General features: G+C 52.7%; 20 protein-coding genes. 5 read left to right on the top strand and 15 right to left on the bottom strand.

The features are described from left to right. Nucleotides 1-4 precede the first annotated feature (4 nt). Nucleotides 5-2,005 carry an excinuclease ABC subunit UvrB gene (gene uvrB / locus SD69_RS10245; RefSeq protein ID WP_041523149.1) on the bottom strand — a complete coding sequence of 667 codons (2,001 nt, stop codon included), beginning with the start codon at nucleotides 2,003-2,005 and terminating at the stop codon, nucleotides 5-7. A gap of 94 nt (nucleotides 2,006-2,099) precedes the next feature. Between uvrB and SD69_RS10240 the strand changes: the two genes are divergently transcribed. After that, a complete protein-coding gene (locus SD69_RS10240) occupies nucleotides 2,100-3,497 on the top strand; it encodes a class II fumarate hydratase (RefSeq protein WP_052481054.1) in 1,398 nt (465 codons plus the stop codon). 172 nt (nucleotides 3,498-3,669) lie between these two features. Here the strand turns inward: SD69_RS10240 and SD69_RS10235 are convergent, their stop codons facing one another. Further along, nucleotides 3,670-4,572 carry a LysR family transcriptional regulator gene (locus SD69_RS10235; RefSeq protein WP_041523148.1) on the bottom strand — a complete coding sequence of 301 codons (903 nt, stop codon included), beginning with the start codon at nucleotides 4,570-4,572 and terminating at the stop codon, nucleotides 3,670-3,672. A gap of 135 nt (nucleotides 4,573-4,707) precedes the next feature. On the opposite strand from SD69_RS10235, the gene SD69_RS10230 reads away from it, so the two are divergent. Together SD69_RS10230 and SD69_RS10225 are read left to right on the top strand one after the other, a co-directional pair. Then, nucleotides 4,708-5,313: an FMN-dependent NADH-azoreductase gene (locus SD69_RS10230; RefSeq protein WP_041523147.1), complete on the top strand. Its 606-nt coding sequence runs from the start codon at nucleotides 4,708-4,710 to the stop codon at nucleotides 5,311-5,313. A 44-nt stretch (nucleotides 5,314-5,357) separates the two neighbouring features. Beyond that, a complete protein-coding gene (locus tag SD69_RS10225; RefSeq protein ID WP_041523146.1) occupies nucleotides 5,358-6,212 on the top strand; it encodes a pirin family protein in 855 nt (284 codons plus the stop codon). 61 nt (nucleotides 6,213-6,273) lie between these two features. On the opposite strand, the gene SD69_RS10220 is transcribed toward SD69_RS10225, so the two are convergent. Beyond that, the gene (locus SD69_RS10220) at nucleotides 6,274-6,834 is read right to left on the bottom strand and encodes a hypothetical protein (RefSeq protein ID WP_041523145.1); all 561 of its coding nucleotides are present in this window, start codon (nucleotides 6,832-6,834) and stop codon (nucleotides 6,274-6,276) included. 136 nt (nucleotides 6,835-6,970) lie between these two features. Beyond that, on the bottom strand, nucleotides 6,971-7,360 hold the full coding sequence (locus SD69_RS10215) for a hypothetical protein (protein ID WP_041523144.1): 390 nt from the start codon (nucleotides 7,358-7,360) through the stop codon (nucleotides 6,971-6,973). A 137-nt stretch (nucleotides 7,361-7,497) separates the two neighbouring features. Here SD69_RS10215 and SD69_RS10210 point away from each other — a divergent pair, with 137 nt between their 5' ends. Then, nucleotides 7,498-9,327, top strand: coding sequence for an ABC transporter ATP-binding protein (locus SD69_RS10210; protein ID WP_041523143.1), 1,830 nt, complete (start codon nucleotides 7,498-7,500; stop codon nucleotides 9,325-9,327). 158 nt (nucleotides 9,328-9,485) lie between these two features. Here SD69_RS10210 and SD69_RS10205 read toward each other — a convergent pair whose 3' ends face one another. The 7 genes from SD69_RS10205 to rlmKL all read right to left on the bottom strand — a co-directional run bounded on the left by SD69_RS10205 (nucleotide 9,486) and on the right by rlmKL (nucleotide 16,930). After that, nucleotides 9,486-10,061 carry a YdeI/OmpD-associated family protein gene (locus SD69_RS10205; RefSeq protein WP_041523142.1) on the bottom strand — a complete coding sequence of 192 codons (576 nt, stop codon included), beginning with the start codon at nucleotides 10,059-10,061 and terminating at the stop codon, nucleotides 9,486-9,488. 89 nt (nucleotides 10,062-10,150) lie between these two features. Next, entirely contained in the window at nucleotides 10,151-10,495 is a 345-nt protein-coding gene (locus SD69_RS10200) for a DUF1840 domain-containing protein (protein WP_041523141.1), read from the bottom strand. Nucleotides 10,496-10,725: 230 nt separating this feature from the next. Continuing rightward, nucleotides 10,726-11,448: a hypothetical protein gene (locus tag SD69_RS10195; protein ID WP_041523140.1), complete on the bottom strand. Its 723-nt coding sequence runs from the start codon at nucleotides 11,446-11,448 to the stop codon at nucleotides 10,726-10,728. 96 nt (nucleotides 11,449-11,544) lie between these two features. Next, a complete protein-coding gene (locus tag SD69_RS10190) occupies nucleotides 11,545-12,756 on the bottom strand; it encodes a hypothetical protein (protein ID WP_041523139.1) in 1,212 nt (403 codons plus the stop codon). A gap of 124 nt (nucleotides 12,757-12,880) precedes the next feature. Next, the gene (locus tag SD69_RS10185; protein ID WP_041523138.1) at nucleotides 12,881-13,453 is read right to left on the bottom strand and encodes a hypothetical protein; all 573 of its coding nucleotides are present in this window, start codon (nucleotides 13,451-13,453) and stop codon (nucleotides 12,881-12,883) included. Between the two features lie 969 nt (nucleotides 13,454-14,422). Next, complete coding sequence (locus SD69_RS10180) at nucleotides 14,423-14,698, bottom strand: hypothetical protein (protein WP_052481053.1); 276 nt, start codon at nucleotides 14,696-14,698, stop codon at nucleotides 14,423-14,425. Nucleotides 14,699-14,719: 21 nt separating this feature from the next. Continuing rightward, on the bottom strand, nucleotides 14,720-16,930 hold the full coding sequence (rlmKL, locus tag SD69_RS10175) for a bifunctional 23S rRNA (guanine(2069)-N(7))-methyltransferase RlmK/23S rRNA (guanine(2445)-N(2))-methyltransferase RlmL (RefSeq protein WP_041523137.1): 2,211 nt from the start codon (nucleotides 16,928-16,930) through the stop codon (nucleotides 14,720-14,722). A 758-nt stretch (nucleotides 16,931-17,688) separates the two neighbouring features. On the opposite strand from rlmKL, the gene rmf reads away from it, so the two are divergent. Then, nucleotides 17,689-17,895, top strand: coding sequence for a ribosome modulation factor (rmf, locus tag SD69_RS10170; RefSeq protein ID WP_041524671.1), 207 nt, complete (start codon nucleotides 17,689-17,691; stop codon nucleotides 17,893-17,895). Nucleotides 17,896-18,100: 205 nt separating this feature from the next. On the opposite strand, the gene SD69_RS10165 is transcribed toward rmf, so the two are convergent. From SD69_RS10165 to SD69_RS10150, 4 genes are all read right to left on the bottom strand, one after another. Further along, on the bottom strand, nucleotides 18,101-19,135 hold the full coding sequence (locus SD69_RS10165) for a quinone-dependent dihydroorotate dehydrogenase (RefSeq protein ID WP_041523136.1): 1,035 nt from the start codon (nucleotides 19,133-19,135) through the stop codon (nucleotides 18,101-18,103). 47 nt (nucleotides 19,136-19,182) lie between these two features. Continuing rightward, on the bottom strand, nucleotides 19,183-19,428 hold the full coding sequence (locus SD69_RS10160) for a DUF2835 family protein (RefSeq protein ID WP_041523135.1): 246 nt from the start codon (nucleotides 19,426-19,428) through the stop codon (nucleotides 19,183-19,185). 11 nt (nucleotides 19,429-19,439) lie between these two features. Beyond that, nucleotides 19,440-20,933, bottom strand: coding sequence for an NAD-dependent succinate-semialdehyde dehydrogenase (locus SD69_RS10155; RefSeq protein WP_052481052.1), 1,494 nt, complete (start codon nucleotides 20,931-20,933; stop codon nucleotides 19,440-19,442). A gap of 241 nt (nucleotides 20,934-21,174) precedes the next feature. After that, nucleotides 21,175-26,001: an NAD-glutamate dehydrogenase gene (locus SD69_RS10150; RefSeq protein ID WP_052481051.1), complete on the bottom strand. Its 4,827-nt coding sequence runs from the start codon at nucleotides 25,999-26,001 to the stop codon at nucleotides 21,175-21,177. Between the last annotated feature and the right edge of the window lie 309 nt (nucleotides 26,002-26,310).

Genomic DNA, 26,310 nt, shown 5'->3' with positions numbered 1-26,310 from the left:
GGGCTTATAAGCCCGCCTCTTTCAGTTGGTTTATCTGATCGCGTAGCTGCGCCGCGCGCTCAAACTCTAAGTCTTTTGCCGCGGCCAACATTTGCGCCTCAAGTTTTTCGACCTGCTTCCAAATATCGCCATCGGCCGGCAACTCGACGGTCTCGGTTGATTTGCCCCTACCCGCGCCCTTGCGCTTACCTTTAGCGCCAGGCACTTGAGTGCCCTCCATAATATCGGCAATATTCTTTTTAATACCTTGCGGCGTAATATTATGCTCGAGGTTATGGGCAATTTGCTTTTCGCGGCGGCGCTCGGTTTCATCCATAGCGCGCTGCATCGAGCCGGTAATACGGTCGGCGTACAAAATCGCCTTACCGTTTAAATTACGTGCCGCCCGCCCAATGGTTTGAATCAGAGCGCGATCTGAGCGCAAAAAACCCTCTTTATCGGCATCTAAGATCGCCACTAGTGAAACCTCTGGCATATCTAGGCCTTCACGCAGCAAGTTAATACCGACTAAAACATCAAACTCGCCCAAGCGTAAATCGCGAATAATTTCGACCCGCTCGACCGTGTCGATATCCGAGTGTAAGTAACGCACCCGCACGCCGTGCTCAGATAAATACTCGGTTAAGTCTTCGGCCATGCGCTTGGTTAATACGGTAATCAGGATTCGCTCTTCAAGCTCGACCCGCGCACGCAGCTCAGACAACACATCATCAACCTGAGTAGTTGCCGGGCGCACTTCAATTTGCGGGTCAACCAGCCCCGTGGGCCGCACCACTTGCTCGACAATTTGGCCTGCATGCTCCGCCTCGTAGGCGGCGGGCGTTGCCGAGACAAAAATCATTTGCGGCGCGCGCGATTCCCACTCGTCAAAACGCATGGGGCGATTATCCAGCGCCGAGGGCAAGCGAAAGCCGTATTCAACCAAGGTTTCTTTACGCGATCGATCGCCTTTGTACATAGCGCCAATTTGCGGAATCGTCACGTGCGATTCATCAATTACCAGTAATGCTTCGCGGGGTAAATAATCAAATAAGGTGGGCGGCGCCTCGCCCGGATCGCGCCCCGATAAATAACGGGAATAGTTTTCGATGCCGTTGCAGTAACCCAGCTCTTGCATCATTTCTAAATCATAGCGAGTGCGTTGTTCTAAGCGCTGCGCCTCGACGAGTTTATCGTTCTCGCGCAACTGCTTTAACCGCTCGGCCAACTCTTCTTTAATATCTTCAACCGCGGCTAGTATTTTCTCGCGCGGCGTAACATAGTGCGACTTTGGGTAAATCGTCATGCGCGGCACTTTGTGCAGCACCTCGCCGGTTAACGGGTCAAAAATCGAGATGCGCTCTATTTCATCGTCAAACAACTCAACCCGCACCGCCTCCATATCCGAGTCGGCCGGGAAAATATCAATTACGTCTCCGCGCACTCGGTACGTGGCGCGCTGAAAGTCCATATCGTTGCGGGTGTACTGCAGCTCGGCCAAACGGCGCAATATTTTACGCTGATCGATACGGTCACCGCGCACCAGGTGCAACACCATTTTTAAATACGATTCCGGGTCACCCAGGCCATAAATGGCCGATACCGTAGCCACCACAATGGCGTCTTTGCGCTCCATCAAGGCCTTGGTCGCCGACAGGCGCATCTGCTCGATATGATCGTTCACCGAGGCGTCTTTTTCGATAAAGGTATCAGAGGATGGAACGTAGGCTTCGGGCTGGTAGTAATCGTAGTAAGAGACAAAATATTCCACCGCGTTATCCGGGAAGAACTCTTTAAACTCACCGTATAACTGCGCCGCCAGTGTTTTATTGTGGGCCATTACCAAGGTGGGCCGCTGTACCTGACCAATCACATGGGCAATCGAGAAGGTTTTACCCGAGCCCGTAACCCCCAACAGTGTCTGGTGGGCCAGGCCCGATTCAATACCGTCAACTAAGCCGGCAATCGCGGTGGGCTGATCGCCCGCTGGCTGGTAACTACTGTGAACTTTAAACTTTGTGCTCATAAACTACAGACTCTTTAACGCGCTCTCACAACACCCATTGGCGGCTATGCTACAGTAACTCAATCACTCATTTTACTGCAGATACGAGGCCCCTATGGATTCTTTTGACGCAAGTGACAACGGCAACAACGCGGTTCGTATTGAAAGTGACAGCCTGGGCGACGTCAAGGTGCCCCAAGATGCCCTGTACGGCGCGCAAACGCAACGGGCAGTGGATAACTTTACGTTAGGTGGCGGCCCCCTGCCGGCGCCGCTGATTGACGCCATTGTGCAGGTAAAGCACGCCGCCGCCAGGGCCAATATTGAATGCGAGGCGTTAGATTTTGCCCGTGCCGGCGCCATTCAAACAGCCTGCAAAACCTTGTTAGAAGGCCAGCATCGGGCGCAGTTCCCGGTGGACATCTATCAAACCGGCTCAGGAACCAGCAGCAATATGAACGTCAACGAGGTGATCAGCCACCTGTGCGCTGAGGCCAACATTGAAGTTCACCCCAACGATCACGTTAATTGCAGCCAAAGCAGTAACGATGTTTTCCCCAGCAGTATTCGCATCGCCTGCGCCACGCAAATTACCCAGCAGCTGCTACCGGCGCTTGAATACTTGCAAAGCATCATCACCCAGCGTGCTCAAGAGCTGGATCAGGTGGTAAAAACCGGCCGCACCCATTTAATGGATGCCATGCCAGTGACGTTTGGCCAAGTGCTGTCGGGCTGGAGCATGCAAATACACGCTAACAGCCAACGGCTGGAGCTGGCCCTTAACGAGATCAGCGCCCTGCCCCAAGGCGGCACGGCCGTAGGCACAGGCATTAACACCCCTGAAGGGTTTAGCCAAAGCTTTGCTCGCTGCCTGAGCGAGGATACCGGTATTGCCTTTACGCCTTGCGACTCAGCTTTTAGCAAAATTGGCGCACAGGACGATTTAGCAGCCCTGTCTGGCGCCCTCAAAACCTTAGCCGTCACCGTGTTAAAAATCAGTAATGATTTACGCTGGATGAATTCCGGCCCGCTGGCCGGCATCGGAGAAATCAGCTTGCCCGCGCTGCAACCTGGCTCGTCGATAATGCCCGGTAAAGTGAACCCGGTGATTCCCGAAGCTACGGCCATGGCCGCCACCCAAGTGATGGGGCTAGACGCCGCGACCACCAGTGCCTGCGGTGCGGGTAACTTTGAGCTTAACGTAATGCTACCGCTTATTGGCAGCAACTTGTTGCAGTCCATCCAGCTCATGGCCAACAGCGCCACCAGCCTAGCGGATCAGGCCATCGCGGGGTTTAGCGTCAATCACGACAAAATCCAGCGCCCGCTGGCCAAAAACCCCATTCTTGTCACCGCCCTTAACGCCACCATCGGCTACAGCAAAGCCGCCGAAATCGCCAAAAAAGCCTATCGCGAGCAGCGAGATATTCTTGATGTGGCCGAGGAAGAAACCGAGTTATCCCGCGAAAAGTTGAGCGAATTGCTCGACCCCCAGCGATTAACGCACCCCTAGCACCGGGCGGCCCTTACTTAGCTCTGAGACTGGGTTTGTCGCCCTCGCGAAGGTGGGAGCGCAAATGCCTGCGTACTCAACGCCACTGGATCCCCGCCTTCGCGGGGATGACCGAGTTATGGTTTGGGTAGGTAGTCACACCTCTTAACGCTTACGATGCCAATATATTGACTTAACGAGCTGACACAGMGCTAAAGCGCGCTTTAATGATTTGCGCCAGTGCCCGCGTGGCCGGGCCGGCGATATCGCGATCGGCCAACACCAAATACAAGGTCACCACCCGTTCCCCGCCTTGCTCCAGGGGCAGGCGCTTAATGGCGCCGGAGGCAAGGTCTTGCTCAAGGTAGCCCTCAGGCAGCCAGGCGTAGCCCAGGCCGCTACGCACAGCGGCAAGAGAGGTGCTGATATGGGTAAAGGTCCAGCGCTGCTCGGCCTCTTGCCAGCCGGCGCTGTAGCGTCGGTGGATACCCGAGTCACGGACAATGAGCTGGCGGTGATGACGCAGATCCTCCTGAGTGACCTCGCGCCCGAGCTGATGTAGCGGATGCGACGGTGCGGCCACGCCAATCAAGGATATAGTGCGCAGGTAATCGCCAATAAACCCGGCGGGCACACGGCCGATAATGGCTAAATCGACTTGCCGCTGGACCAGCGCATCCTCTGTACCACTTAACACGGACTCTAAAACATCGGCCCGTGTGGTCGGATACTGCTGGGTAAACTCCTGCAAGCAATGCAGTATCTCGCTCGCCGGGGCCAGCAAGTCGGCCGCCAGTCGTACCTCGGGCTCGATCTTTTGCCCCATCCGCGCCGCGGCATCCTCCAGCGACCCGGCCTCATCCAACAAGTGCCGCGCCCGCCGGTACAGGCTTTCGCCTGCGGGCGTGGCAATGGCGCGACGACCTTCAATTTTAAACACCGCGACTTGCAGCGCTTGCTCTAGCTGGTTGATAGCGTATGACACCGTCGATTGGCTTTTACCCAGTTTCTCGGCGGCATGGGCGTAACCGCCGCACTCGATCACCGCAATCAGGGCCCGCCACTGATCCAGCGTTACTTTAATGTCTTTTGGCATGTCTCATCCTGGTGGTTAAATTGCGCAACAGCAACACTTCGATATTTTCGATCATATTAGGGTGAATTTAGCTATTTATCATCGGGACAGCAAATACTTTAATAGACCCATAGACATTAACCAGGAAGCCTAACCATGAAAACTCTGTTACAGATCAAAAGCAGCCTTAACGGTGATGACGGTCAATCAAGCTACTTAAGCAACCAGTTTGTGCAGCGCTGGCAGCAGCAAAACCCCGATGGCCGGGTGCTAGTGCGCGATGTTGCCGCAAGCCCGGTGCCCCACTTAGACGGTGAGCGTTTTAACGCCTTTTTAACGCCCGCCGAAAAACGCACACCCACCGAACAAAGTATTGTCGACTACTCGGACGAGTTGATCGCCGAGCTAAAATCGGCCGATGTGGTAACCATTGGGCTGCCCATGTACAACTTCGGCATACCATCTACCCTGAAAGCCTATTTTGACCACATTGCCCGCTCTGGAGTGACCTTCCAGTACACCAGCAACGGCCCTGAAGGCTTGTTACCGGCCATTCCGGTTTACGTGTTGGCCGCACGCGGCGGTTTGTACGCCGGCACTCAGGCCGACTCACAAACCGGCTATATGCGGGCGTTTCTTGGGTTTTTGGGCCTCACCGATACCCACTTTATCTACGCCGAAGGTATCGCCATGGGCCCGGAGGGCAAAGACAAAGCGCTTGCCGGCGCCGAGCAAGAAATTAACCGCACCTTGGCCGCTTGATAGGCCTTAGCACTTTTAACGCAATGCATTGGAGGGGTACTAACATGAGCCGCGAAATACAGCAGTTGATCCCCGCATTAGCCGCCAGCGAGGGCGCGGGGGTAAAAATTAAACGCAGCCTGGGCCAAGGCCCCAGAGTGCGTCACGACCCGGTGTTGATGCTGGATGAGTTTAACTCCGAAAACGCCGCCGACTATATGGCGGGTTTTCCGTCGCATCCGCACCGCGGCTTTGAAACCGTCACCTACATGCTCGACGGCCATATGCTGCACAAAGACCACATGGGCAATCGCGGTGACTTAAAAGCCGGTGACGTGCAGTGGATGACCGCCGCCCGGGGTATTATTCACTCAGAAATGCCGCAACAACTCGAGGGCAAAATGCGTGGGTTTCAGCTTTGGCTAAACCTACCCGCCAAGGAGAAAATGAAGCCGGCGGCGTATCGCGATATTGCCGCCGACACGATACCCGTTGTGGCACTTAACTCCGGCGCCTCGGTAAAAATTATCGCGGGGGCGTTAAGCCACAGCGGCAAGACAACCACGGGTACAATCTCGGGCCTAAGCACCGAGCCTGTGTACTGGGATATCGCGCTACCGGCCGGCATTACTGAGCAATTTAACGTGCCCGAGGGGCACCATTTGTTTTTGTACCCGTACGAAGGCCAAGCGCTGGTGGGTGAAGATAAACGCCTGGTTAATACCAGCACGGCAGGCTTACTCAGTGATGGCGACAGCATTGCCATTACCGCTGCGGGCACAGAGCCACTGCGGCTACTGCTGATTGGCGGCAAACCCATTGGCGAGCCCATCGCCCAGTACGGCCCATTTGTGATGAACACGCACGAAGAGATAGAACAAGCCATAAACGATTACCGCGCGGGTAGGTTAACCGCGTAGCAATATAAAGTTAGGCACAAAAAAAGCGCACACTGTGCGCTTTTTACCAGTTTGCTAGTGTTTATTGCCCCATAGAGGGCAACTCAGAGGTGTCAATATTCTCGCCAATAAAGCGCGAAATTTTACCCCAGTTTTTACTGATTACTTCCACATCTTTTGGGTCCGCCTCAACATCGCCACCCATCATTTCTTTTACCATTTGCGCCTGCTCGGCCGGTAGGTTTTTAAGCATCATGTTTTGCATATGCACTTGGATGCCCTGGGCCATACGCTCACTCACGCGTACATAGCTGCCGGCGTTATCCCAGTCATTTGCATCCAGCACCTTGTATACCTCGTCGTACACACCCTCGTCTTTTAGTAACTGATCGAGCAGCTTATCTTGCTCATCCTGATCCATCGCTTTAAATTCATCCTGCGAATATTTTTGCGCAATTTCAGATTCCTCTGCTATCCGCTCAAACACATCCCGCATCGGAATCACAGCTTTTGTTGTCGCCAGCCATTGGTCCACTACTTCAGAGTCGAGTGTTTCTTTGGCGTGCACCTGCACCGTTAGCAATACCAGGCACACACTCAGAACGGCCTGCTTTAGCAGTTGCATTTTATTTACTACCTTCATAACTTACCTCTCCATAACCGGCATTGACCGGAGCTACAATAAAAATCGGTTAACCATTACTCAGACCAACAGGGTACGACAACAGCGGCGCATAATGCGTGCGCCGGCTAGCACTTTGAGTAGGCAGCAGGCCACACTATGCCAAGCGCAGGCTAATGGCTGCCGTAAGTGCCCAGATAAACGCAAAAATATACACCGCCAGCGGCATCAGCATACCCAGCTCTAAACCGGCCACACCGTAGCGGGTGGTATAGGGGTAAATCACAAATAGCTGAACTAACGTCACAATTAACGCCAATACCGCCGACTTAAGTATCCAGCGCCCGCCAAACAACGGCAACAAAAACAAAAAGCCCCACAACCCGCCCCATACGATACGCGGGTACAGCCAATGCGCCGACAGTGCCGGCGCCAGCCTAACGCCCATCGCCTGGGTTAATCCATAACGCCCAGCCAACCACATGGCCAACGAACTCACCAACGCGCCCAGCGCGCCGGCCGCAAATACCAACATCCACTTTCTCATGCTGCAATAACACTCTTGTGACAACAGTAATAACTGACGGTGCCCCCTGATTTTTTGCTACAATCAGCGCTTGCCACGAGACACCACTCCCCTTTCAAACGCCTAAGCTTAACGGGCCCATAACGCGAATTGAAGCCATGTTTGCATTTTTCGAACAGCTGCTCAAACCCTTTCCTCAAGGTGGTGAGCTACGCCCGCCCAAAGGCCTATTAGCCTTTTGTTTGTTTTTTACCCAAGGGGCAAAGCGCTACCTGTTAATGATGGCGCTGCTGTCCGCCACAATCGCTATTATCGAGGTATCGCTGTTTGGTGCGCTGGGCAGTTTGGTAGATTGGCTCAATAACACCTCGCCCGACACTCTTTGGCAAGATTACGGCGGCCGGCTAAGCGTTATTGCCTTCACCTTATTGCTTGGTATTCCTCTGGTTATTGCCCTACACGCATTGTTTATTCACCAAACGATGCTGGGTAATTTTCCCATGGCCATTCGCTGGAAGGCGCACCAATACCTGCTGGGGCAAAGTGTTGGCTTTTTTCAGGACGAATTTTCCGGCCGTCTGGCGACTCGCGTAATGCAAACCGCACTGGCGGTGCGAGAAACGGTCATGAAGCTACTGGACGTTGCCGTTTACATCGGTGTGTATTTTGGCAGCATGATACTGCTAATGGGCGCGCTCGACTGGCGCATGGCGATACCCATGTTAGTGTGGGTGGTCGGCTATATTGGTACCCTCGCGTATTTTTTACCCAAGCTACGCAAAATCTCGACCACTCAGGCCGATGCACGCGCTGAAATGACTGGTCGTATTGTCGATACTTACACCAACATTCATACGGTAAAACTTTTCTCTCACGCCGGCCGTGAGGCAAGTTACGCCCGCGACGGCATGAACCAGTTTTTACAAACTGTGCACCCGCAAATGCGCTTGGTTACCGTGCTAAACGTATGTGTCTGGAGCTTAAATGCCCTATTGATATTCTCATTGGCTGCGCTGGCCATCAGCCTGTGGGCGGACGCCGCCATTACTACCGGAGCCATCGCCACCGCCCTGGCAATGGTGCTGCGCATCAACGGTATGTCCCAGTGGATAATGTGGGAGATCTCCTCGCTGTTTGAAAATATCGGCACCGTGCAAGATGGCGCTAACACTCTAACCCGTCCGTTCACCATTACCGATAAACCCGGCGCGCGCGAGCTACAGGTTAACCGCGGCGAAATTCACTTTAATGATGTCGACTTTGATTATGGCGAAGACAAAAACGTTATTCAGAAATTTAACCTCGCCATCAACAGCGGCGAAAAAATTGGTTTAGTCGGCCGCTCCGGCGCCGGCAAGTCCACCTTGGTAAACTTATTGTTGCGCTTTTACGATATCTCCAGCGGCCGCCTTACCATCGATGGGCAAGACATCGATCAGGTAACCCAAGAGAGCTTGCGCCAGCATATTGGTATGGTGACCCAAGATACCTCACTGCTGCACCGCTCCATTCGTGACAACCTGCTGTACGGCCGCCCCAACGCCACCGAGGCGCAAATGATTGCCGCCGCCAAACAAGCCCAGGCCCACGAGTTTATTGTTAACCTAAAAGACTCAAAGGGACGCACCGGCTACGACGCTCACGTGGGTGAGCGCGGCGTAAAACTCTCGGGCGGCCAAAGGCAGCGCATTGCCATCGCCCGGGTACTGTTAAAAGACGCACCCATTCTAATTTTGGATGAAGCCACCTCCGCGCTCGACTCCGAGGTAGAGTCGGTTATCCAAAGCAACCTCACCCACCTAATGGGCGATAAAACCGTTATCGCCATCGCCCACCGGTTATCCACCATTGCCGCGCTAGACCGGCTGATTGTGTTAGACCAGGGCCGCATCGTCGAGCAAGGCACCCATCAGGAGTTAATTGCGCAACAAGGAGTTTATGCGCAGCTGTGGGCGCATCAGTCTGGAGGCTTTTTGGGGGAGGATTGATCGCTAACGCGCGACGTTTAATCCGCCTCGATCAGGATAGCGCCATGCGACTTACAATAATGCGTTGTTTAGCAGGTTGACCTCTGTCGCCGGGCAGGCGAGTGGCTTTTCTGTTTGGCCAAATCAAAGTAAAGTCCGCTCGGGCGCTTCCTTAAGGGCTAGGTGGGCTTTTCTTTACGGCCTAGCATGTCCATGTATTTGATAAATCGTTTCGCTCTGGTTTCGGGCTTCTTAGCACTTATCAATCCATGGGCTATGATATAACGGCTCGACTTGGTGAGTGTTTCAAAAAACTGCTTTGCCTCCGGCTTGCCTTCGAGTACCGCCAAAAAATCTTCCGGTACTGTCATTTCACTTACCGCATAAGCGTTATCCCACCGGCCGTCTGCCTTAGCGGCCGTTACGTGCGCGAGCCCCGCCGCCGTTATCCGGCCCTCGCTTATCAAACGCTCCACATGCTCGCGGTTTCTTTTCGACCAGCTGCTTCGCGCGTTTCTGGGTGAGATACGTTGGATAAAGGCCTGTTCATCAAGTGACTTTCTAAGACCATCAATCCAGCCCCAGCGCAGTGCCTCAACCACGACATCGTCCCACGCTACACTCGGGATGCCAGAGCTTTTCTTATACATTTTCACCCACAACTCAGTTTCGGTGGCGTGATTTAGCTCAAGCCAGTGACCAAGGTCTTCCGGCTTACTGAAGGATACGATTTTTCCTGGATCGGGTGTCGGCATAAAATAGCGCACCTGACGCTAGCGCGCGCCTATACCACACGCCAACGGTTATGTTTTAAAGGGGCAACGGTAAGGCTCGCCCCGTCACGTCACTCCGGACGCCACATCACGTAGCCGTCAGCATCCTTAGCGCGGCGCAGCATCTCAATAAGCGGCGCGGCCCGGGCCGAAAGGCTCACCGACTTCGGCTCATCGCCATCGTCAGCCTCATCCCAATCATCGCCGCCGCCCTGTTCTTCAAGGTTACCACTGTCTGCCTTCTGCTCACGCGCAACGGCCGAAGTCAGCTTATCTAGCGCTGAAGACAGCGCATCACCATCGACCGCCCCTTCCTTGCTGCCACCATGGCCCATCATAGTAAGCACTTGCCCGGCGACATTATCAAGCATAACGAAACCCGCCGACTCTTCGCTGTAGAATTTGATCAAAATCATGTACCTCTATTCGTGGGTAATGCAGAAAATAAATGATCGAACTGAAAAGAAACACGTAATAAATACCGACTTTACTGTGCCTGTCAGCTAAGCTCAATATTTTTATGAGAAGAGGGTTCTTCTACTACACGTGCTCCCAGATAACTATAGAAGATGTCTACTTTTTATGGGTAACGTGGGATTCTAACGCCGCAAGCAGCCGCGCCACTTTATGGCGTCGGCCTGCCTTGTTAGCGCCCGCCTCTCCGTTTTCGACAATATCCAGCCAGACCACTATTGCCAAATTTATCGATCCGTTTAATTTCAGCATCCGTGAAATCTGATTCGAAGGATAACCAATCTTCACGCCCGTCTGGCCAGTCTGTAAAACGGTAAAGCACAGCGATAGATCTTTCAGCCAAGGGTGCCCGTAGACCTCTTGACCAGGTGTTGAGCGCTCCGTCTTCATAGTAATAAGATTCGTCCGGTGTTGAATCACCGTCGAAATCCAATAGCTCTCTAAATTTAATGCGCCAATATTCAGTATACTCAACGAAAGTTTCCCGATGGCTCGAGTCTGTAATTTTCTTCCCTAAGCCTAACGCTGCGAGAAGTAATCTCGAGGAAGAAAGCCATAGTTGCCTCGAATTTTTGGGATACCCGGTGCTTTCATCGACTTCGAGGATGGCATAAGATTTTTCAAAGAATTCTTTAGCTTGCTCAAGATAAACTTCAGATCTCTTCCATTGAAGGTCAGAAACGAGCTTCCAGACCGCGACGTAGACACCAAGAGTGGCGCCAACGAGAGTAAGAACCTTCACAACGAGTTCCGGGTCGTAGCTTTCAATGCGCTCTATCGTAACCGCGACCAAACCAAACCAAGCAACACTAATAAGCCCTAAAGCGACCCCTGACTTGATGTCACTACACGCATCGTGCGTATTCCTAGTCTTGTTGAGCAACTCGCTTATCAATTTTCGTTTTCTCCCAGACCGCGCTAACGCCCGGTTCTTCGGCTGGCGAAAGTGGAGGCGAAGCCGGAACTTTTTCCAGTCCGACAGCAGCCGTTGTTAGTTTTTATTTGTTAGATGCTTGAGCCAATCATTAACGGTACAAAGCTGATCATTTTCAAACCACATCAACCCCACCTCCATCCAACCTAAAAATGAAATATTACTCTGATCTGGCTTCTCAGGAAGGAGTATAGCAATATTTGGTTCAGCATTTCCTTTCAATTCATACCAGTAATTGAAAAGCTGACCAACAGCCATACGAACATGCGGAGTTTCAGTAGAGCTCTTAACCTCAATTAGAAGGTCTTCATCTTCACTATAGTTACGAACTAACGCATCAAACATACAGGATTGATCGCAACCCTCCAGTAATGTGTAGCTCGACAAAAAACTTTTCAACTTATTGGTTAGGTGATTGTGAATTCTTCTTTGTTTTATTTTAGCTGACCTTCTAATAGCTTCAACGTCACCTTCATCTTTCAACGGTAATTCGCTTTCGCCATTTGTTTCCTTTTCTAGAAGCAATGACTTTTTTGCCTTTCTTTTATCTGTATCGATAAAATCAGGGAGATCATGACCCACTTGATCAAGATCTGCAGCATCAACTATCCCTCCAACACCATAGAGGCTCGTCATCGACGTATATTGCGTGATCAGGTCGCTATTTTCGACCTCAAGCCTTTTTAGTAAAGATTTTACGCCGTCATTTCCGTTAATAAGGGGAAACTTGATATCGGCATCTAGCATGAAGAAGGCAGGAGTCAGAAAGAATTCTGGTCTCATCAAAGATTCCGGATGGTTTGCCTTAGGAACACCAGGTAAAGCTGAAATGGATTTAACAATATCTTTTCTATCTGCGGAGTTTTCTGCCCTGTAAGCGGCCTTGTAAAGTGGAAGTAGGTCATTGAAATTACCGCCCACCCAATCAAGCACACTATTTCTATAAGCTTTATAGAAATTTGTGAAGCCAGTATGTCCCTCAGCTAATTCCGCAACAGTATCATCGTCAATAATCGTACCTATTTTTTTATAGACTTCGCCATGAGATAGATTCTGAAAACTACAATTGAATATATTCTCTAAGGCTGGAATTTTTGTACTGCTTATATAGCTAGCATTTTCACCCTCAAAACTAGTGGTAATCCATGAAAGCTTCGACAATCCGTATATTTGGATAGGAGTAACATCATCTAGTTCAAATAGATAGCCAGCCAGCTTCCTAGCCAACCTATTTGATCTTCTTTGTCTTAAAGCCCAATCTTCGGCCATGATTCTATCCTTGATAAAAAACTAACGCCGAGTGCAGCGGCAGTTTGTGGATTGGCTTTTTGTGCCAGCGTAGCGCCCAGCACCAAAGAAGCCACGGAACAAACTGTCCGACTGACACGACTTGTTAGCGCTGCATGTTGTCTCGAATAAAAGTTTCATAGTCTGCTACCGAGTGCATATTCACTTTTAGGCTTTGTGCGAGCCTTGGAAGGGCTGACTTTTGGAATGAGTTTCTGGACAAACCATCATATCCAAAGCTCTCGTTGGCTTGGCTCGCTAAGGTCTCGCACCAAGCTCGAATATCCGACACAAACTCGACCAACTCTTCGCGACTGAGGAAATGATCTGTAAGCTGTCCATGAAATATCTTGTTCCTGTGCGAAATTGCTTGATTAAGCCTTTCACGTAACCTATCGTAATTCGCACCGACGAGCGCCTCTATTGTTACTGGGTACAGTGCGTTGAAGCCTTTCTCAATGCCTTCGAAATACACGCGCTTGTTGCTCGCTAGGGTATTACGTAATGCTCCTACGTCCGCCGGCCCAAAGCAAATGAACTGGTATACCAAGTGAGTAAAGCACTTGCGCAGTTGCCGCTCAGCTTTGATAAGCGATAGTGCAAATGCGTCGACGCCGCGCGTTTCCGCTTCAGACGCAATAATCAAATCGACAGTCTTAAACTCACTGGCAAAGCTCATCGATAGTTCCCTGGCGCTAACAGCTTATTAGTGTGCGAGTAGAAAAATGCGCCTGGCAACCTATCTTTTGTAGAATGCACTTTAGCAACACGATCCACCCCATTGATTTTAAGATGAAAAAAGCCCGACAAGCCGATTATCTTAAAAAGTCGAAGTACGCCTGCGTGATTTAACGCTGGCAACCTATTTCATTTAACAGGAGCACAACATTCGCCACGTAAACCATTGTTTTTAAATAATTTTAAAGCCGAATCGAGCTATTTTTGCCATTTAAAAGTAAGCCGGCTCACAATAAACTCGCGGTTACGCGCTTTGGTCGTAAAGGGGCCAAGAGGAAAAGGATAAAGGGGACTTAAAACTAAACATCCGTTTAAACCATACTCTCCATCTAAATACGTGCCGATACTTCGCAAGCGCTTATTATTCAATGATACTAACCGATAATGATTTTTATGCCAAGCCGGGAATGCCGCCATAAGCAGTGCAGCCCTGCACTGTACCAGCGGTTGATATTTGAGCTGCGCTATTAGCCATACTGGCCGTCAAGTCGGACCTCAGCTCAACGATTTAGGGCATTCGAGGAAGCGTTCACCAATGTGAATATGTGGCATCAATGCACTTCGTAGCAAAAAAAGCCACTGGATACCGGCTCAAGGCCGGCATGACGTGTGAGGCGATAAAGTTGGTATTTTTATCGATCCTGCCAGCTACGAAGTGATGTTTTGAACTCCCCCGTAGATACAGCCGAATGGAGGCTTATTTTATCGGTTGAGCACACAGGACGTGTGCGAGAGGATTGTCAGGGCATGGACGCACTGTCAATCCGTGCCGTTAAAATCAGCCGGAGTGAGGGGACCCGAAGGGCTGGATATGTGGGGGCGCGCCTTTTGAGTACTTTTGGTCGCGAAACGAAAAGTACTTCGCCACGCCCGGCGACTCGGGCACATAAAAAACCGCGTTAGCGGCACCCTACCTCCGCCACAACCGATCATAAATCAGCAACGACAACCCCACCACAAACCCCACATGGGCCACCGCCGCCCCTACCGCAAACAACCAGGCCAACTCGGTACGGGCTGAAACGGCCCAACCAAAACTGCTGGTTATGCCGTAGGGTAACGCCGTGAGCAGCACCACGATTAAGCTTAAAGCGATGATTTTTAACCCCCGGTCGGCCCGCGCGTACAGCACGCGGGTGATGGGGTTACGTTGCCACAGGTAATTGGCTGCTCGCTTAAAGCTCATGTTGCCTCGGGCCGCCAACCACTAGCCGCGGGTGATGCGCCAGCACTGATGGATTTTTTGATTGCGGGAAAAATCATCATCGATAGTCGCGGCCGAGATATCCTCTACCTGATACCGGCTGAGGGCATCGCTGTCGAGTTTAAAGCTGCGCAGGTTGTTGGAAAAATACAGCACCCCGCCCTCGTCTAGCAGCACCATGGATTGATCGATTAAGCTTACATGATCGCGCTGCACGTCTAATACATCGATCATTTTTTTAGAGTTAGAAAAGCTCGGCGGATCGAGCATAATCAAATCAAATTTCTGGTCGGCTTCTTTTAACCATTTGACGCAGTCGGCTTTTTCCAGCCGGTTGCGCGACTCACTTAAACCGTTCATGGCCAAATTGCGGCTCGCCCAGTTGAGGTAAGTTTGCGACATATCCACGCTTAGGGTAAAGCGCGCCCCGCCAAGGGCGGCCTGCACGCTGGCGGCGGCGGTATAGCAAAACAGGTTTAAAAAGCGTTTGCCTTTGGTCTCGCTCGCAATGCGCAGGCGCAGTGGCCTATGATCCAAAAACAAACCAGAGTCCAGATACTGCCATAAATTAATCAGCAGTTTGGCATTGCCCTCTTGCACTTGCAGCAATTCACCCATGGGTTTTTCGTGGAGCTTTTCATACTGCATAACACCGCGATTGCGTCGGCGCTGTTTAAAGCTGACCGACTCCGGCGAAACGTCTAGCGCGATCGGTACAGCGGCCTGAATTTCCTGGAAGCGCTCAGCAGCGGCTTTTTCGTCAATCGAGCGCGGCGGTTGATACTCTTGCACATGCACCTGGCGGCGAATGGTGTTGGTACCGTCTACGACACCTTCGTACACATCGATGGCGCAGGCGTACTCGGGCATATCAGCGTCGTACAAGCGGTAACAGCTAGCGCCGCTGCGCTTGCGCCAGGATTTAAGTTTTTTGCTGTTTTTTTGCAAGCGGTTAACCAGCATCTGCGCGCCGTTGCTTAACGCGACCGGCGCCGAAGAGTCGGCATCGGGCGCATCCACATCGGCCGCCCGGTTTTGCACGGTGTATTGCGGCTCGATGGAAAACAACAGTAGCTCGCTGGCGATGGTGCCATTAAACAATTTGTATTTTTTTTGCGCCCTCACACCCATTTGCTTGCCAAGCTCTGGGTTGCCGGTAAAAATTGCCGCGCGCCAGCCGGTAAACTCTTCGCGCAGTCGCTCGCCCAAATGGCGATACAAACTCTTCATGGCTTCGATCTCACCCAGGCGCTCACCGTAAGGTGGGTTGGTAACGATAATGCCGTGCTCTAATGTTTTGTGGGTGGGCTTAACAAATTCGCGCAGCTCTTTGCGGGTAACCCGCAGCCAATCGTCAAAACCGGCGCGGGTGATGTTTTCTTCGGCGGCGCGTATTACGGCTAAGTTGGCATCGTAACCGCGAATTTCCGGCAGCTCGCGCTCCAGCCCTTTGCGCTTGCGCGACTGGGCTTGCTCGCGCAGCTCGGCCCAGAGGTTGGCATCGTGATTCAGCAAGCGCTCAAAGGCAAAGCCCGTGCGCATTAAACCCGGCGCGATATCGGCGCTGATCATAGCCGCCTCAATCAAAAACGTACCCGAGCCACACATGGGGTCCAGCAGCGCCTCTTGGGCACCATTGGTGCCCCAGCCGGCGCGCATTAAAATGGCGGCGGCGAGGTTTTCTTTGAGCGGGGCCTCACCCTGTGATTTACGATACCCGCGGCGGTGCAAACTCTCGCCACATAAATCCAGGCCGATGGTCACTTTGCCCCGGGCCAGGCGCGCATTGACACGCAAATCCGGATCGCGCTTTGCCACGTCGGGCCGCTCGCCGGTTTCGTCGCGAAAACAATCGACGATGGCGTCTTTCACTTTTACCGCGCCAAACTGCGTGTTGCGAATCGAGCGGCTCTCGCCGCTAAAATCGACCAACAGCGAGCCGTTTGGCTTAAGGTATTGTGTCCAGTCGATGGCGCGCGCGACACGGTATAAATCGTCGGCGGTATCGACACGCTCTTGCACCAGCGGCATCAAGATTTTGTTTGCCAGACGCGACCACAGGCACACCTCGTACGCTTTTTTAATGTCGCCGGAGAAGTACACACCCGCAATGGTCTCGCGGACGTCTTCGGCGCCGAGCGCCTTAAGCTCATCCAGCAGGAGTGATTCGAGCCCTTTGGGGCAAGTGGCAAAAAATTGATGATCGGCAATCATGGGTTAGGCTTTCTCAACACTGGTAAAATCAGGCAAATACCTGGTTATCTTCGCCGCCGAGACCGTAAATGCCTTGGGCGGTTCCGTAAAATGACGGTTTTGTTAAGACCCTTGCGATCTATTAACGTCTACCGCTATAAAAATTAATTCGTTCACAGCGCCGCTAGATTTTGGTGTACTGGCTGTCCGCCGCTGAAAATCATACAGCGCATGTCGGTAAATTCCTACCGGCAACGGCGGACAACCAGATCAGCTATGTACGCCTAAAACCAAGCTTGACGCCCGACTCAGTGAGTGAGCGTCATGGGGATTTGCGCCCTGCTACTAACACTCCCCACGGGGGATCGGAGCCACACCGGCCCACAGGTCGCGCCGCCCAAGTTAGCGGCTTACCACGATCGAGCAGTACCCGGCTCGGCTCACGGTAACAGCAAACGTCCGGTACATGGGCTTTGCCCGCCGCAACGCCAACAACTTGGCGTCTGGCTCACAGCTGCTCTACCGGCCGCCACGGCACCAGCCCCCGGGCTGAATCATCAGGCCGGCAATCGCCGCCTGGCAGTGGCTCACGTTCACCAAGACTAACCTTACGGCTAGTCGCAGACACAGGAGATGGTAGTTTTCGCAATTTTCTCAACCACACTACGGGAGCGGCGCCAGCTCTGGAGTCTGACACCAGGTTCTGACACAGATGAGCATCCATTAAGCTAACGCTCAAACGGCGCGCTCATATGACAACCGAAGAGGTATTGCAAAGCATGAAACGCCAAAAACGTGATCAACTTGAACGAGCATTCGGTAAAGGCTATCAGGCCGGAATTGACGGGCGATCCAGAAGCATCTGCCCTCATGAAACCGGCCTTACACGGCAGCAATGGATGAGCGGCTGGCGCGAATCGCGCACCGATCAATGGGACGGGTTTAATCGCGCGGCACAGGTGCAAAAGCTGAGCAACCTCCACTAACAACTGAGGCCATAAGACAACGACGACTTTACGTAACACTGCTTTAGTAAAAATGGCATTACAGAAAGACTCATTGTAAAAGACTCAGGATCTGCCACCCGCAGATCAGGCCCGCCCAGTGCGGGCCTTTTACGTTTTGGCCCGCCGCCTTTTCACCACGCAACCACGGCCATCCCGAGCTCACAAGGGCTTAGGCCCCAAGTACTTAAGACCGCGCTTGTTCGCGGCGGTATTTTGCCACCGCCTCGGCGCACTCTTTAACCAGCCCAGGCCCCTGATATATAAAGCCCGAATAAACTTGCACCAAGCTCGCCCCGGCAGCCATTTTTTCTACTGCCGCCGCCGCGCTGTCGATACCACCGACACCGATAATGGGAATCCGGCCGTTGAGCATTTTGGCCAGTGCTGCGATCACCGCCGTGCTTTTATCCCGTACCGGAGCGCCGCTCAAACCGCCCGCCTCTGTGTGTTGCGGGTCGGTCTCTACGCCCTCGCGGCCAATGGTGGTGTTGGTGGCGATAACGGCGTCTATGTCGAGCTTAAGCAAGGTCTCAGCTACCGAGGCTATTTCGGCTTCGTCCATATCCGGCGCTATTTTTACGGCAATGGGTACGTAGCGCTCTTGCTCTTCGGTTAGCTTGCGCTGTTCTCGTTTAATACCGGCCAATAGCTCGGTGAGGCTCTCGCCAAACTGCAAATTGCGTAAGCCGGGGGTATTGGGCGACGAGACGTTAACCGTGACGTAATCGGCCAGAGCGTACACCTTACGCAGGCAGGCACGATAATCACTTAGGGCGTTCTCTACCGGCGTTTTGGCATTTTTGCCGATGTTAATCCCCAGAATACCGTCGTATCGGCGATTTTTAACCTGTGCCACCAAGTGCTCGACGCCTTTGTTGTTAAACCCCATACGGTTAATGATGGCGTGATGACCGGTTAACCGAAACAGACGCGGCTTGGGGTTACCCGGCTGAGGCAAAGGCGTTATGGTGCCGATCTCGACAAAGCCAAAACCCAAGGCGCCCAGCGCATTAAAGTAGTCGCCATTTTTATCCAGCCCCGCCGCCAAGCCGACCGGGTTGGGAAAGCGCAGCCCCATCACCTCTACCGGGTCGTCGGGCACGCTGCCCATCAAGCGGGTTACCCCTAAGCGCTCCCCCGCCCCTAGGCACTCCAGGCTTAGCTCATGAGAGGTTTCGGGGTTAAGACGGAACAACAGGTTGCGTACGGCGTGGTACATGGCAATTACTCGCTTAATTCGTCAAAAACGGCGCAAGGATACTGAATTTAGCGCCCTGCGTCGATTTTTTCCAACCGCTCGCAGCGCCGGGATTGATCAAAAAGAATTCGAAACCGCCCTTGCACACCACCGTAGGTGACATACGGCCGCAATAACGACAAAGGAAACCGCAAGCGGCGGCCATCGTTGGTATGGGCCAGCACCTCACGGACACTGCCGCGATAGTATAGCTCTAGCTGCTCAGCACTTATATTGAGGTTAAATTCAAGCTGGCTAAGTGGCCCTTGGGTCATAATCTCATCGCTTAGTCACTATCACTACCGGCAGGCCCGTAGCACAGGTATTTTAACTGTTGATACTCTTGCATGCCCTGGCGTCCACCCTCACGGCCAAACCCGGATTGATCGATACCGCCAAAAGGCGCCATGGCATTGGAGATACCGCCCTCGTTCACGCCCACCATACCAGACTCTAGCGCCTGGCCAACACGCCAGGATCGATCCAGATTTTGGGTGTAAAAGTACGCAGCCAAACCAAAGGGGGTGGCATTAGCTAATTCTATACCCTCGGCCTCGGTGGTAAATTGTAACACCGGCGCCACCGGGCCAAAGGTTTCCTCCTGCCACAACTGCATTTTTGGGGTAACGCCCGTTAGCAGAATCGGCGCCACCCGGTTGTGTTCCAGGGTGCCAGGCTCATCGCCCAGTACACATTCAGCGCCCTTTTCTAAGGCGTCCAGGTAGTGGCGCTTAACCTTGTCTACCGCTCCGGCGTTAATAAGCGAGGTTTGTTTTACCTCTTCGTCAAAGCCATCGCCCAGCTTAAGTTCACTCATGGCTTTTTTAAGGGCGGTTACGAACTTGTCGTGAATGCCTGCCTGCACCAAAAATCGATTGGGGCAGACACAGGTTTGCCCCGTATTGCGAAATTTAGAGCCAATCGCGCCTTTTACCGCCATTTCTACATCGGCGTCGTCAAACACGATAAAGGGGGCGTTGCCGCCCAGCTCCAGCGAAAGCTTTTGCAGGTTTGGCGCGCATTGCTCCATGAGCTTGCGGCCCACTTGAGTCGAGCCGGTAAAGCTGAGCTTTTTAACCAACCGCGACTCAGTAAACACTTGGCCGACGGTTGCGGAATCACCGGTCACGACGCTAAATGCGCCGTTATCGATTCCGGCCTTATCGGCCAGATAGGCAAGCGCCAAAGCACTAAGTGGGGTCATAGAGGCCGGCTTAACCACCATCGAGCAGCCGGCCGCTAAAGCAGCGGCCGCTTTGCGGGTAATCATGGCGGCGGGAAAATTCCACGGGGTAATGGCCACGCTCACCCCAATGGGCTCGGGGCGAACCAACAAATGCTGACCGGCCTTGGATGCAGGAATCATCTCGCCGTAGCCGCGTTTCGCCTCTTCGGCGAACCACTCAATGTAAGAGGCGGCGTAATCGATCTCGCCGCGAGACTCATTAATCGGCTTGCCTTGCTCTGCCGTCATAATGCGCGCTAAATCTTCTTTGTGCGCTTGCATTAATTCAAACCAGCGCCGCAGTCTGGCGGAGCGCTCCAGCGCGGTTAATGCCCGCCAATATTCAAAACCTTGCTGCGCCTCAGTCAGAGCTTTTTCAAGCTCGTGTTTAGCTAACGATGGCACCCGTGCAATGACTTTATCGGTGGCAGGGTTAACCACCTCTATACGCTCACCTGAGTCTCCCGCTTGCCATTGCCCGGCGTAAAAACATTGTTCGCGCCATAGAGCGGGCGTTTTAAACTCAATGGCGGGGGTTTGTGCTGACGTATTCATGGCTGACCTCACGTTACTCTGTTAGACGGTTAAACACTTGCGGCTAAACGGTTAAATCAGTGGCGCTAGCGCAACAATTGCAAACAGCGAAGCCAAACCTACAAAAACCTGCTAGCTGTTTGCTGGGCTCTAGCCTACCGTTGGGCCGTACGCGCAAACGTGCTTCGGCTTATACAGTACTAAGCAAAATCCTTTCCGGCTTTGCCCAGCACTGATTTACAACAAACGTCCGCCCAACCTTCTATCGAGCTAACCCCGTTAGCTCGCGCAGCGCAACCGCAAACATGGCGTAATCGGCCGCTTGTGAAGCACGCACGTGACCGGCTATTTGTAACCATCGGTCAATGTCAGTGCGATGAGAATCGCACCACCGACTAACCGCCTCACTCGCCGCGTCTTGCCCTTGCTCTACATGACAAACGACACTGGCACTAATACGACGCAATTCGGACTCCAAATCATCCATATAGGCCTCGCGAGCCAAAGCCTGCCAATAATTTTCGACGCGGATACCGATGAGTTGGCGGGCAAAGCCATCCAGCTGCAACGCACTGATCAATCCCATATAGACCTCGGTAACTACATCCAATGGTCGTTCGCAGTGGTGCGCCACCTCCACCACCGCTAGCCCTGAATACAGATAGCCAGGCGATACGACGTCTTCAGCTAACGACAGCTCTACCCCTTGAGCGGCAAAGTGTTCGATACGCTCGCGCCAAGCGGTTTCGGCCGCCTCAGGTAAAAGGCTGAGCACGGACACCCTAACTGTGCTGACCGACTTGGCAAAGCGGTCTATCTCGGCGCTTATTTCCAGCTCGCCCGAGCGGTTACGTAAAAACCATCGAGTAGTGCGTCTTACCCGGCGCATTAGCTCCTGCATTAACGCGGTTTGAATATCCGCCGATACGGTAAAGTCGAGCGCCTCAAGTGCAGCCCAGCGCTCGGGGGCCTGCTCGATTTCCCGAGCCACCCGGTAAGCGCTGGCCACCAGTGCCGAGTCAGCACCGGTAGCATCGCGTAAACGCTGAACAAAGGTAAAGCCCTGCCGATTGACCAACTCATTGGCCAGCTGGGTGGCGATAATTTCGCGGCGCAATTGGTGCCGCTCAATCGCCTCGGGGTACGAGCTGCGTAACTGTTGGGGGAAAGCCTCAGCGCACAAAACCTTTACCGCCGGCTCGTCAACAATCACCGAGCTCGCGAGCTGCTCTTTCAGATCGACTTTGGCGTAAGAAATAAGCACTGAAAGCTCTGGGCGGGTTAACCCCTGCTCTTTACCCTGACGCTCTATAAGTTCTTCGTCGCTGGGCAAAAATTCAAGGCTGCGATCGAGCTTGCCTTCGCTTTCTAAAAAACTAATGAATCGCCGGTATTCGGCGCCGCGCGACAACACATCATCTTCGGCCAAGCTAATGGCCTGTGTTTGATGGTAGTTGTGAGTGAGTACACTATCGGCCACCGCATCGGTCATGGACTCCAACAGCTGGTCTCGGCGCTCTTGCTCAAGCTCGCCGCGCTTTAGTACATCGGCTAACAATATTTTGATGTTAACTTCGTGATCGGAGCAATCCACCCCGGCCGAATTATCAATAAAGTCGGTATTACAGGCGCCGCCGTTGGCACAAAACTCAATCCGGCCACGCTGCGTCATCCCCAGATTGCCCCCTTCTGCAAAGACCTTACAACGCAACTGTTTACCGTTCACCCGTAAGTTATCAGAAGATTTGTCACCGACTTCGGCGTGAGACTCCTGCTGAGCCTTGACGTAGGTACCAATACCCCCGTTCCAAATTAAATCAACCGGCGCCTGCAGTAATTGATGAATCAATTCATCGGGCGTGAGGCTATCGGCGCTGAGTGAAAAGCAGGCTTTCATTTCATCGCTAATCGCAATGGATTTAGCGCTACGGGAAAAGACACCGCCACCATTACTGATTAAGTCTTCGCGGTAATCTTGCCAGCTGCTGCGCGGCAAATTAAACAACCGTTCACGTTCGGCAAAGCTTTTTTGTGGGTCTGGATTGGGGTCGATAAAAATATGCAGGTGATTAAACGCCGCCAATAACTTTGTTTGGTTAGAGCACAGCATGCCGTTGCCAAATACATCGCCACCCATATCACCAATGCCGATGGCACTAAAAGGCGTAGTCTGCACATCGATACCCAGCTCTTTAAAATGCCGCTGCACTGCAACCCAGGCGCCCTTGGCGGTAATGCCCATTGCTTTGTGATCGTAGCCGTGACTACCGCCCGAGGCGAAGGCATCGCCCAACCAAAAGTTATGCTCGGCGGCAATGGCGTTGGCTTTATCTGAGAAGCTGGCCGTGCCTTTATCGGCAGCAACCACCAGATAAGGGTCGTCTTCATCGTATTTAACAAGTTGCTCTGGTGTAACAACGGCGTCGTCTTTAAGGTTGTCGGTCAAATCGAGCAACGCGTTAATAAACTGCTGATAACAGGCCACACCCTCTGCCAAAAACTCTTCACGGTTAAGCTTGCTCGCCTGTTTACAAACAAAGCCGCCTTTGGCTCCACTGGGGACAATAACTGCATTTTTAACCTGTTGCGCTTTTACCAGCCCCAGCACCTCGGTACGGTAATCCTGTTGCCGATCGGACCAACGCAAACCGCCGCGCGATATTTTACCGCCGCGTAAATGCACCCCCTCAAAACGTTTGGCATACACAAATATCTCGAATAACGGTTTCGGCTCGGGGATATCGGCCAGCTCGCGCGAGGCAATTTTTACGGCAAAAAAGTCACGCTGGCTTGATTGATAAAAATTGCAGCGAACACTCGCCTTCAGCAAACTTAAATAGTGACGAACAATCCGATCTTGGTTGAGATTATCAACCGCGTCCAGCGCCGTCAGGATAGACGCTTCAATGTCTGCCAACGCCTCCTCGCGGCCAGTGCGAGCAGAATCCTCACCGGCGCTCCAGTCTGGGTTAAACTTGATGGCAAAATACTCGCACAACAGCGCGGTAATATCGGTGTGCGTCGCGAGTGCATCGACGGTGTAGTCTAAGGTATAGCTCACCAACGTTTGGCGTAAATAGGCTGCATACGCGCGCAGCATGTCAGCATGCTGCCAATCGAGGCCGGCATCCACCACCAACCGGTTAAAGCTGTCATTTTCGGCACGCCCGTGCCAGAGTGCGGTAATTGTCGCTTCAAAGCGTTGCGCCAATGCGGGGCTAAAGCTGATTTCCTGAGTTTGGCTTTGCATAGTAAAGTCATGTAGCCACACCTGGGTGCCCGAGGTGTGCTCAATCATAAAGGGGTGCTCGGCGATAACCCGCAGCCCCATGTTTTCAATCAGCGGGATAATATCCGAGAGCGCCACGGCGCTGCCGCGATGCATTAGTTTAAAACGCAGCCTGCCAGCATCGCCATCAGAAAACAGCTGTACCGCTAAATCTTCCTCTTTGCTTACGAGCTGTTCGATAACCGCAATATCGCTAACCGCGTCACGCCCACGGTAGTATTCCTGATAACCACGGCCAAAACTGTGCTGATACTTTTGATGTAACTGCCAACCGCGCTCCTCGCCGTAAGCTTCGTTAAGCGCGAGGTACAGGTCGTCCTCCCAGGATCTGACTTCGGCGGCCACGCCTTGCTCCAACTCGGACAAATTAAAACTTACGTCGCTGTCGTTAGGTAAGCGGAACACCAGATGTACCCGCGCCAGCACCGACTCAGAAAAATAGGTATTAAACTGCTGGTCACAGGCGTTTATTTTTTGCGCGATATAGTTTTGAATGCGCTCGCGCACGCCACTGGAAAATAAATCCCGGGGTATGTAGATCAAACAACTTAGAAATTTGCCAAACCGGTCGGCTCTTGCAAATACACGCACCTGATAGCGCTCGCCGATGGCAAGTATACCGGTAATGGTATCGTACAGCTCCGCGGTGCTGGCTTGAAACAGCTCATCCCGCGGATAGGTAGCAATAACCTGCGCCAGAGCTTTGCCTTCGTGGGTCCAGGGGTTCAAGCCGATGCGCTCACGTAACTCGGCAATTTTGTCTCTCACCAAGGGGATTTTTTCCGGCGAATCGTAGTACACCGAGGAGGTGTACAAACCTAAAAACCTAGCTTCACCACACACCTGGCCATCGGCAGAAAACCGTTTAACCACAACGTAATCTGGGTATACATGACGGTGCACCCGGCTAAGCTCGGGCGACTTACTAAACGCCATAACCGCCGGTGAAAGATAAAATCGCTCAATGCCGGGGCTTGAGCCATCAAACGTTTTGATCTTACGCGGGCGGCCATCATCAAACAGGCCCAATCGCCGTGCGGTGTTTTCCTGCAGCACCTCAACACCATTGCGCTCTACTTTGTCGAACTCGGCATATCCCAAAAACGTAAAATGATCAGCCATCAACCAGCGTAAAAACTCTTGCGCGCCGTCCACGCCGTGTAATTGTTTAGTGTCGCGCACCGGCTCGAGCTCATCCGCTACTTGCTGTGCGCAGGCTTTTAACTTCTGGAAGTCTCCAACAACCTGTACCACTTGGCCCAGCACCTCCGTCAGCGCGCCCTCTAATTCGCGCAACAACGCGGTATCGGTAATCGTGCCAATCTCAAAATACAACAAGGCCTCGGCGGGCGCGTCCTGATTGCTTAACGGCTCTGCATTTTGCAGCGTCTCGCGGTCTCTTAAGGCAGCAAAAGGCGTACTCTTAACGCTGTAAATGGGGATGTTGCGGGCCGTTAGCTCTAAGCGCACCGAGTCGACTAAAAATGGCATGTCGCGCTGATGCACCAATAGTATCGTATGAGTGCTGGTAAAGCCGTGACTGGCACGCTCGGGGTTAAACAAGTGTATGCCAGGGAAGCTGTGAACCTCTTTAATTTGATCCCACATGCAAATCAGTAACGCAACCACATCCTCCAAAGCACGACCATCAAAGTCTGCGCTGGCAAAGTGCCTAAAAAACAACCAACACCAGTTTTCACACGCCTGCTTTTGCCCCGCTTCAGCCTTAGCGGCGACCTGCTTAACAACCTCTTGCGCGGCTCTCTCATCGGCACTGGAAAAAACGTCCACGTTACTCATCGCGCTGATACTCCTGTGTTTGGGCTACTCGTGCTCTTACCTTAGCAAAGCCGAGGCTAAGATGTATAAAATAGCTAACGAACCGATAAGAATTATGACTAATGCCTTTCAAGGTGCAACACCGGCAACAATAAACCGTCGAACACCTTGATTTTTAAGGAACTGACGCCACATTTGTCAGTCTACGGCCTGATATTTGATTTGAGCGCCATAGCAACCGCCCCCAGCGTTACAATTAACGGCAGCTCTTGCCAGAGCGGCAAGCAAGGCTTTGTGTAACGAGCGGATGCCGCTATGCTAGGCGCCGGC

It is taken from the genome of Gilvimarinus agarilyticus (genome assembly GCF_000832015.1).
In the GTDB taxonomy this organism is placed as follows: domain Bacteria; phylum Pseudomonadota; class Gammaproteobacteria; order Pseudomonadales; family Cellvibrionaceae; genus Gilvimarinus; species Gilvimarinus agarilyticus.
Note: the sequence above shows the minus strand (reverse complement) of the source record. Positions and strands in the feature narration are given on the sequence as shown.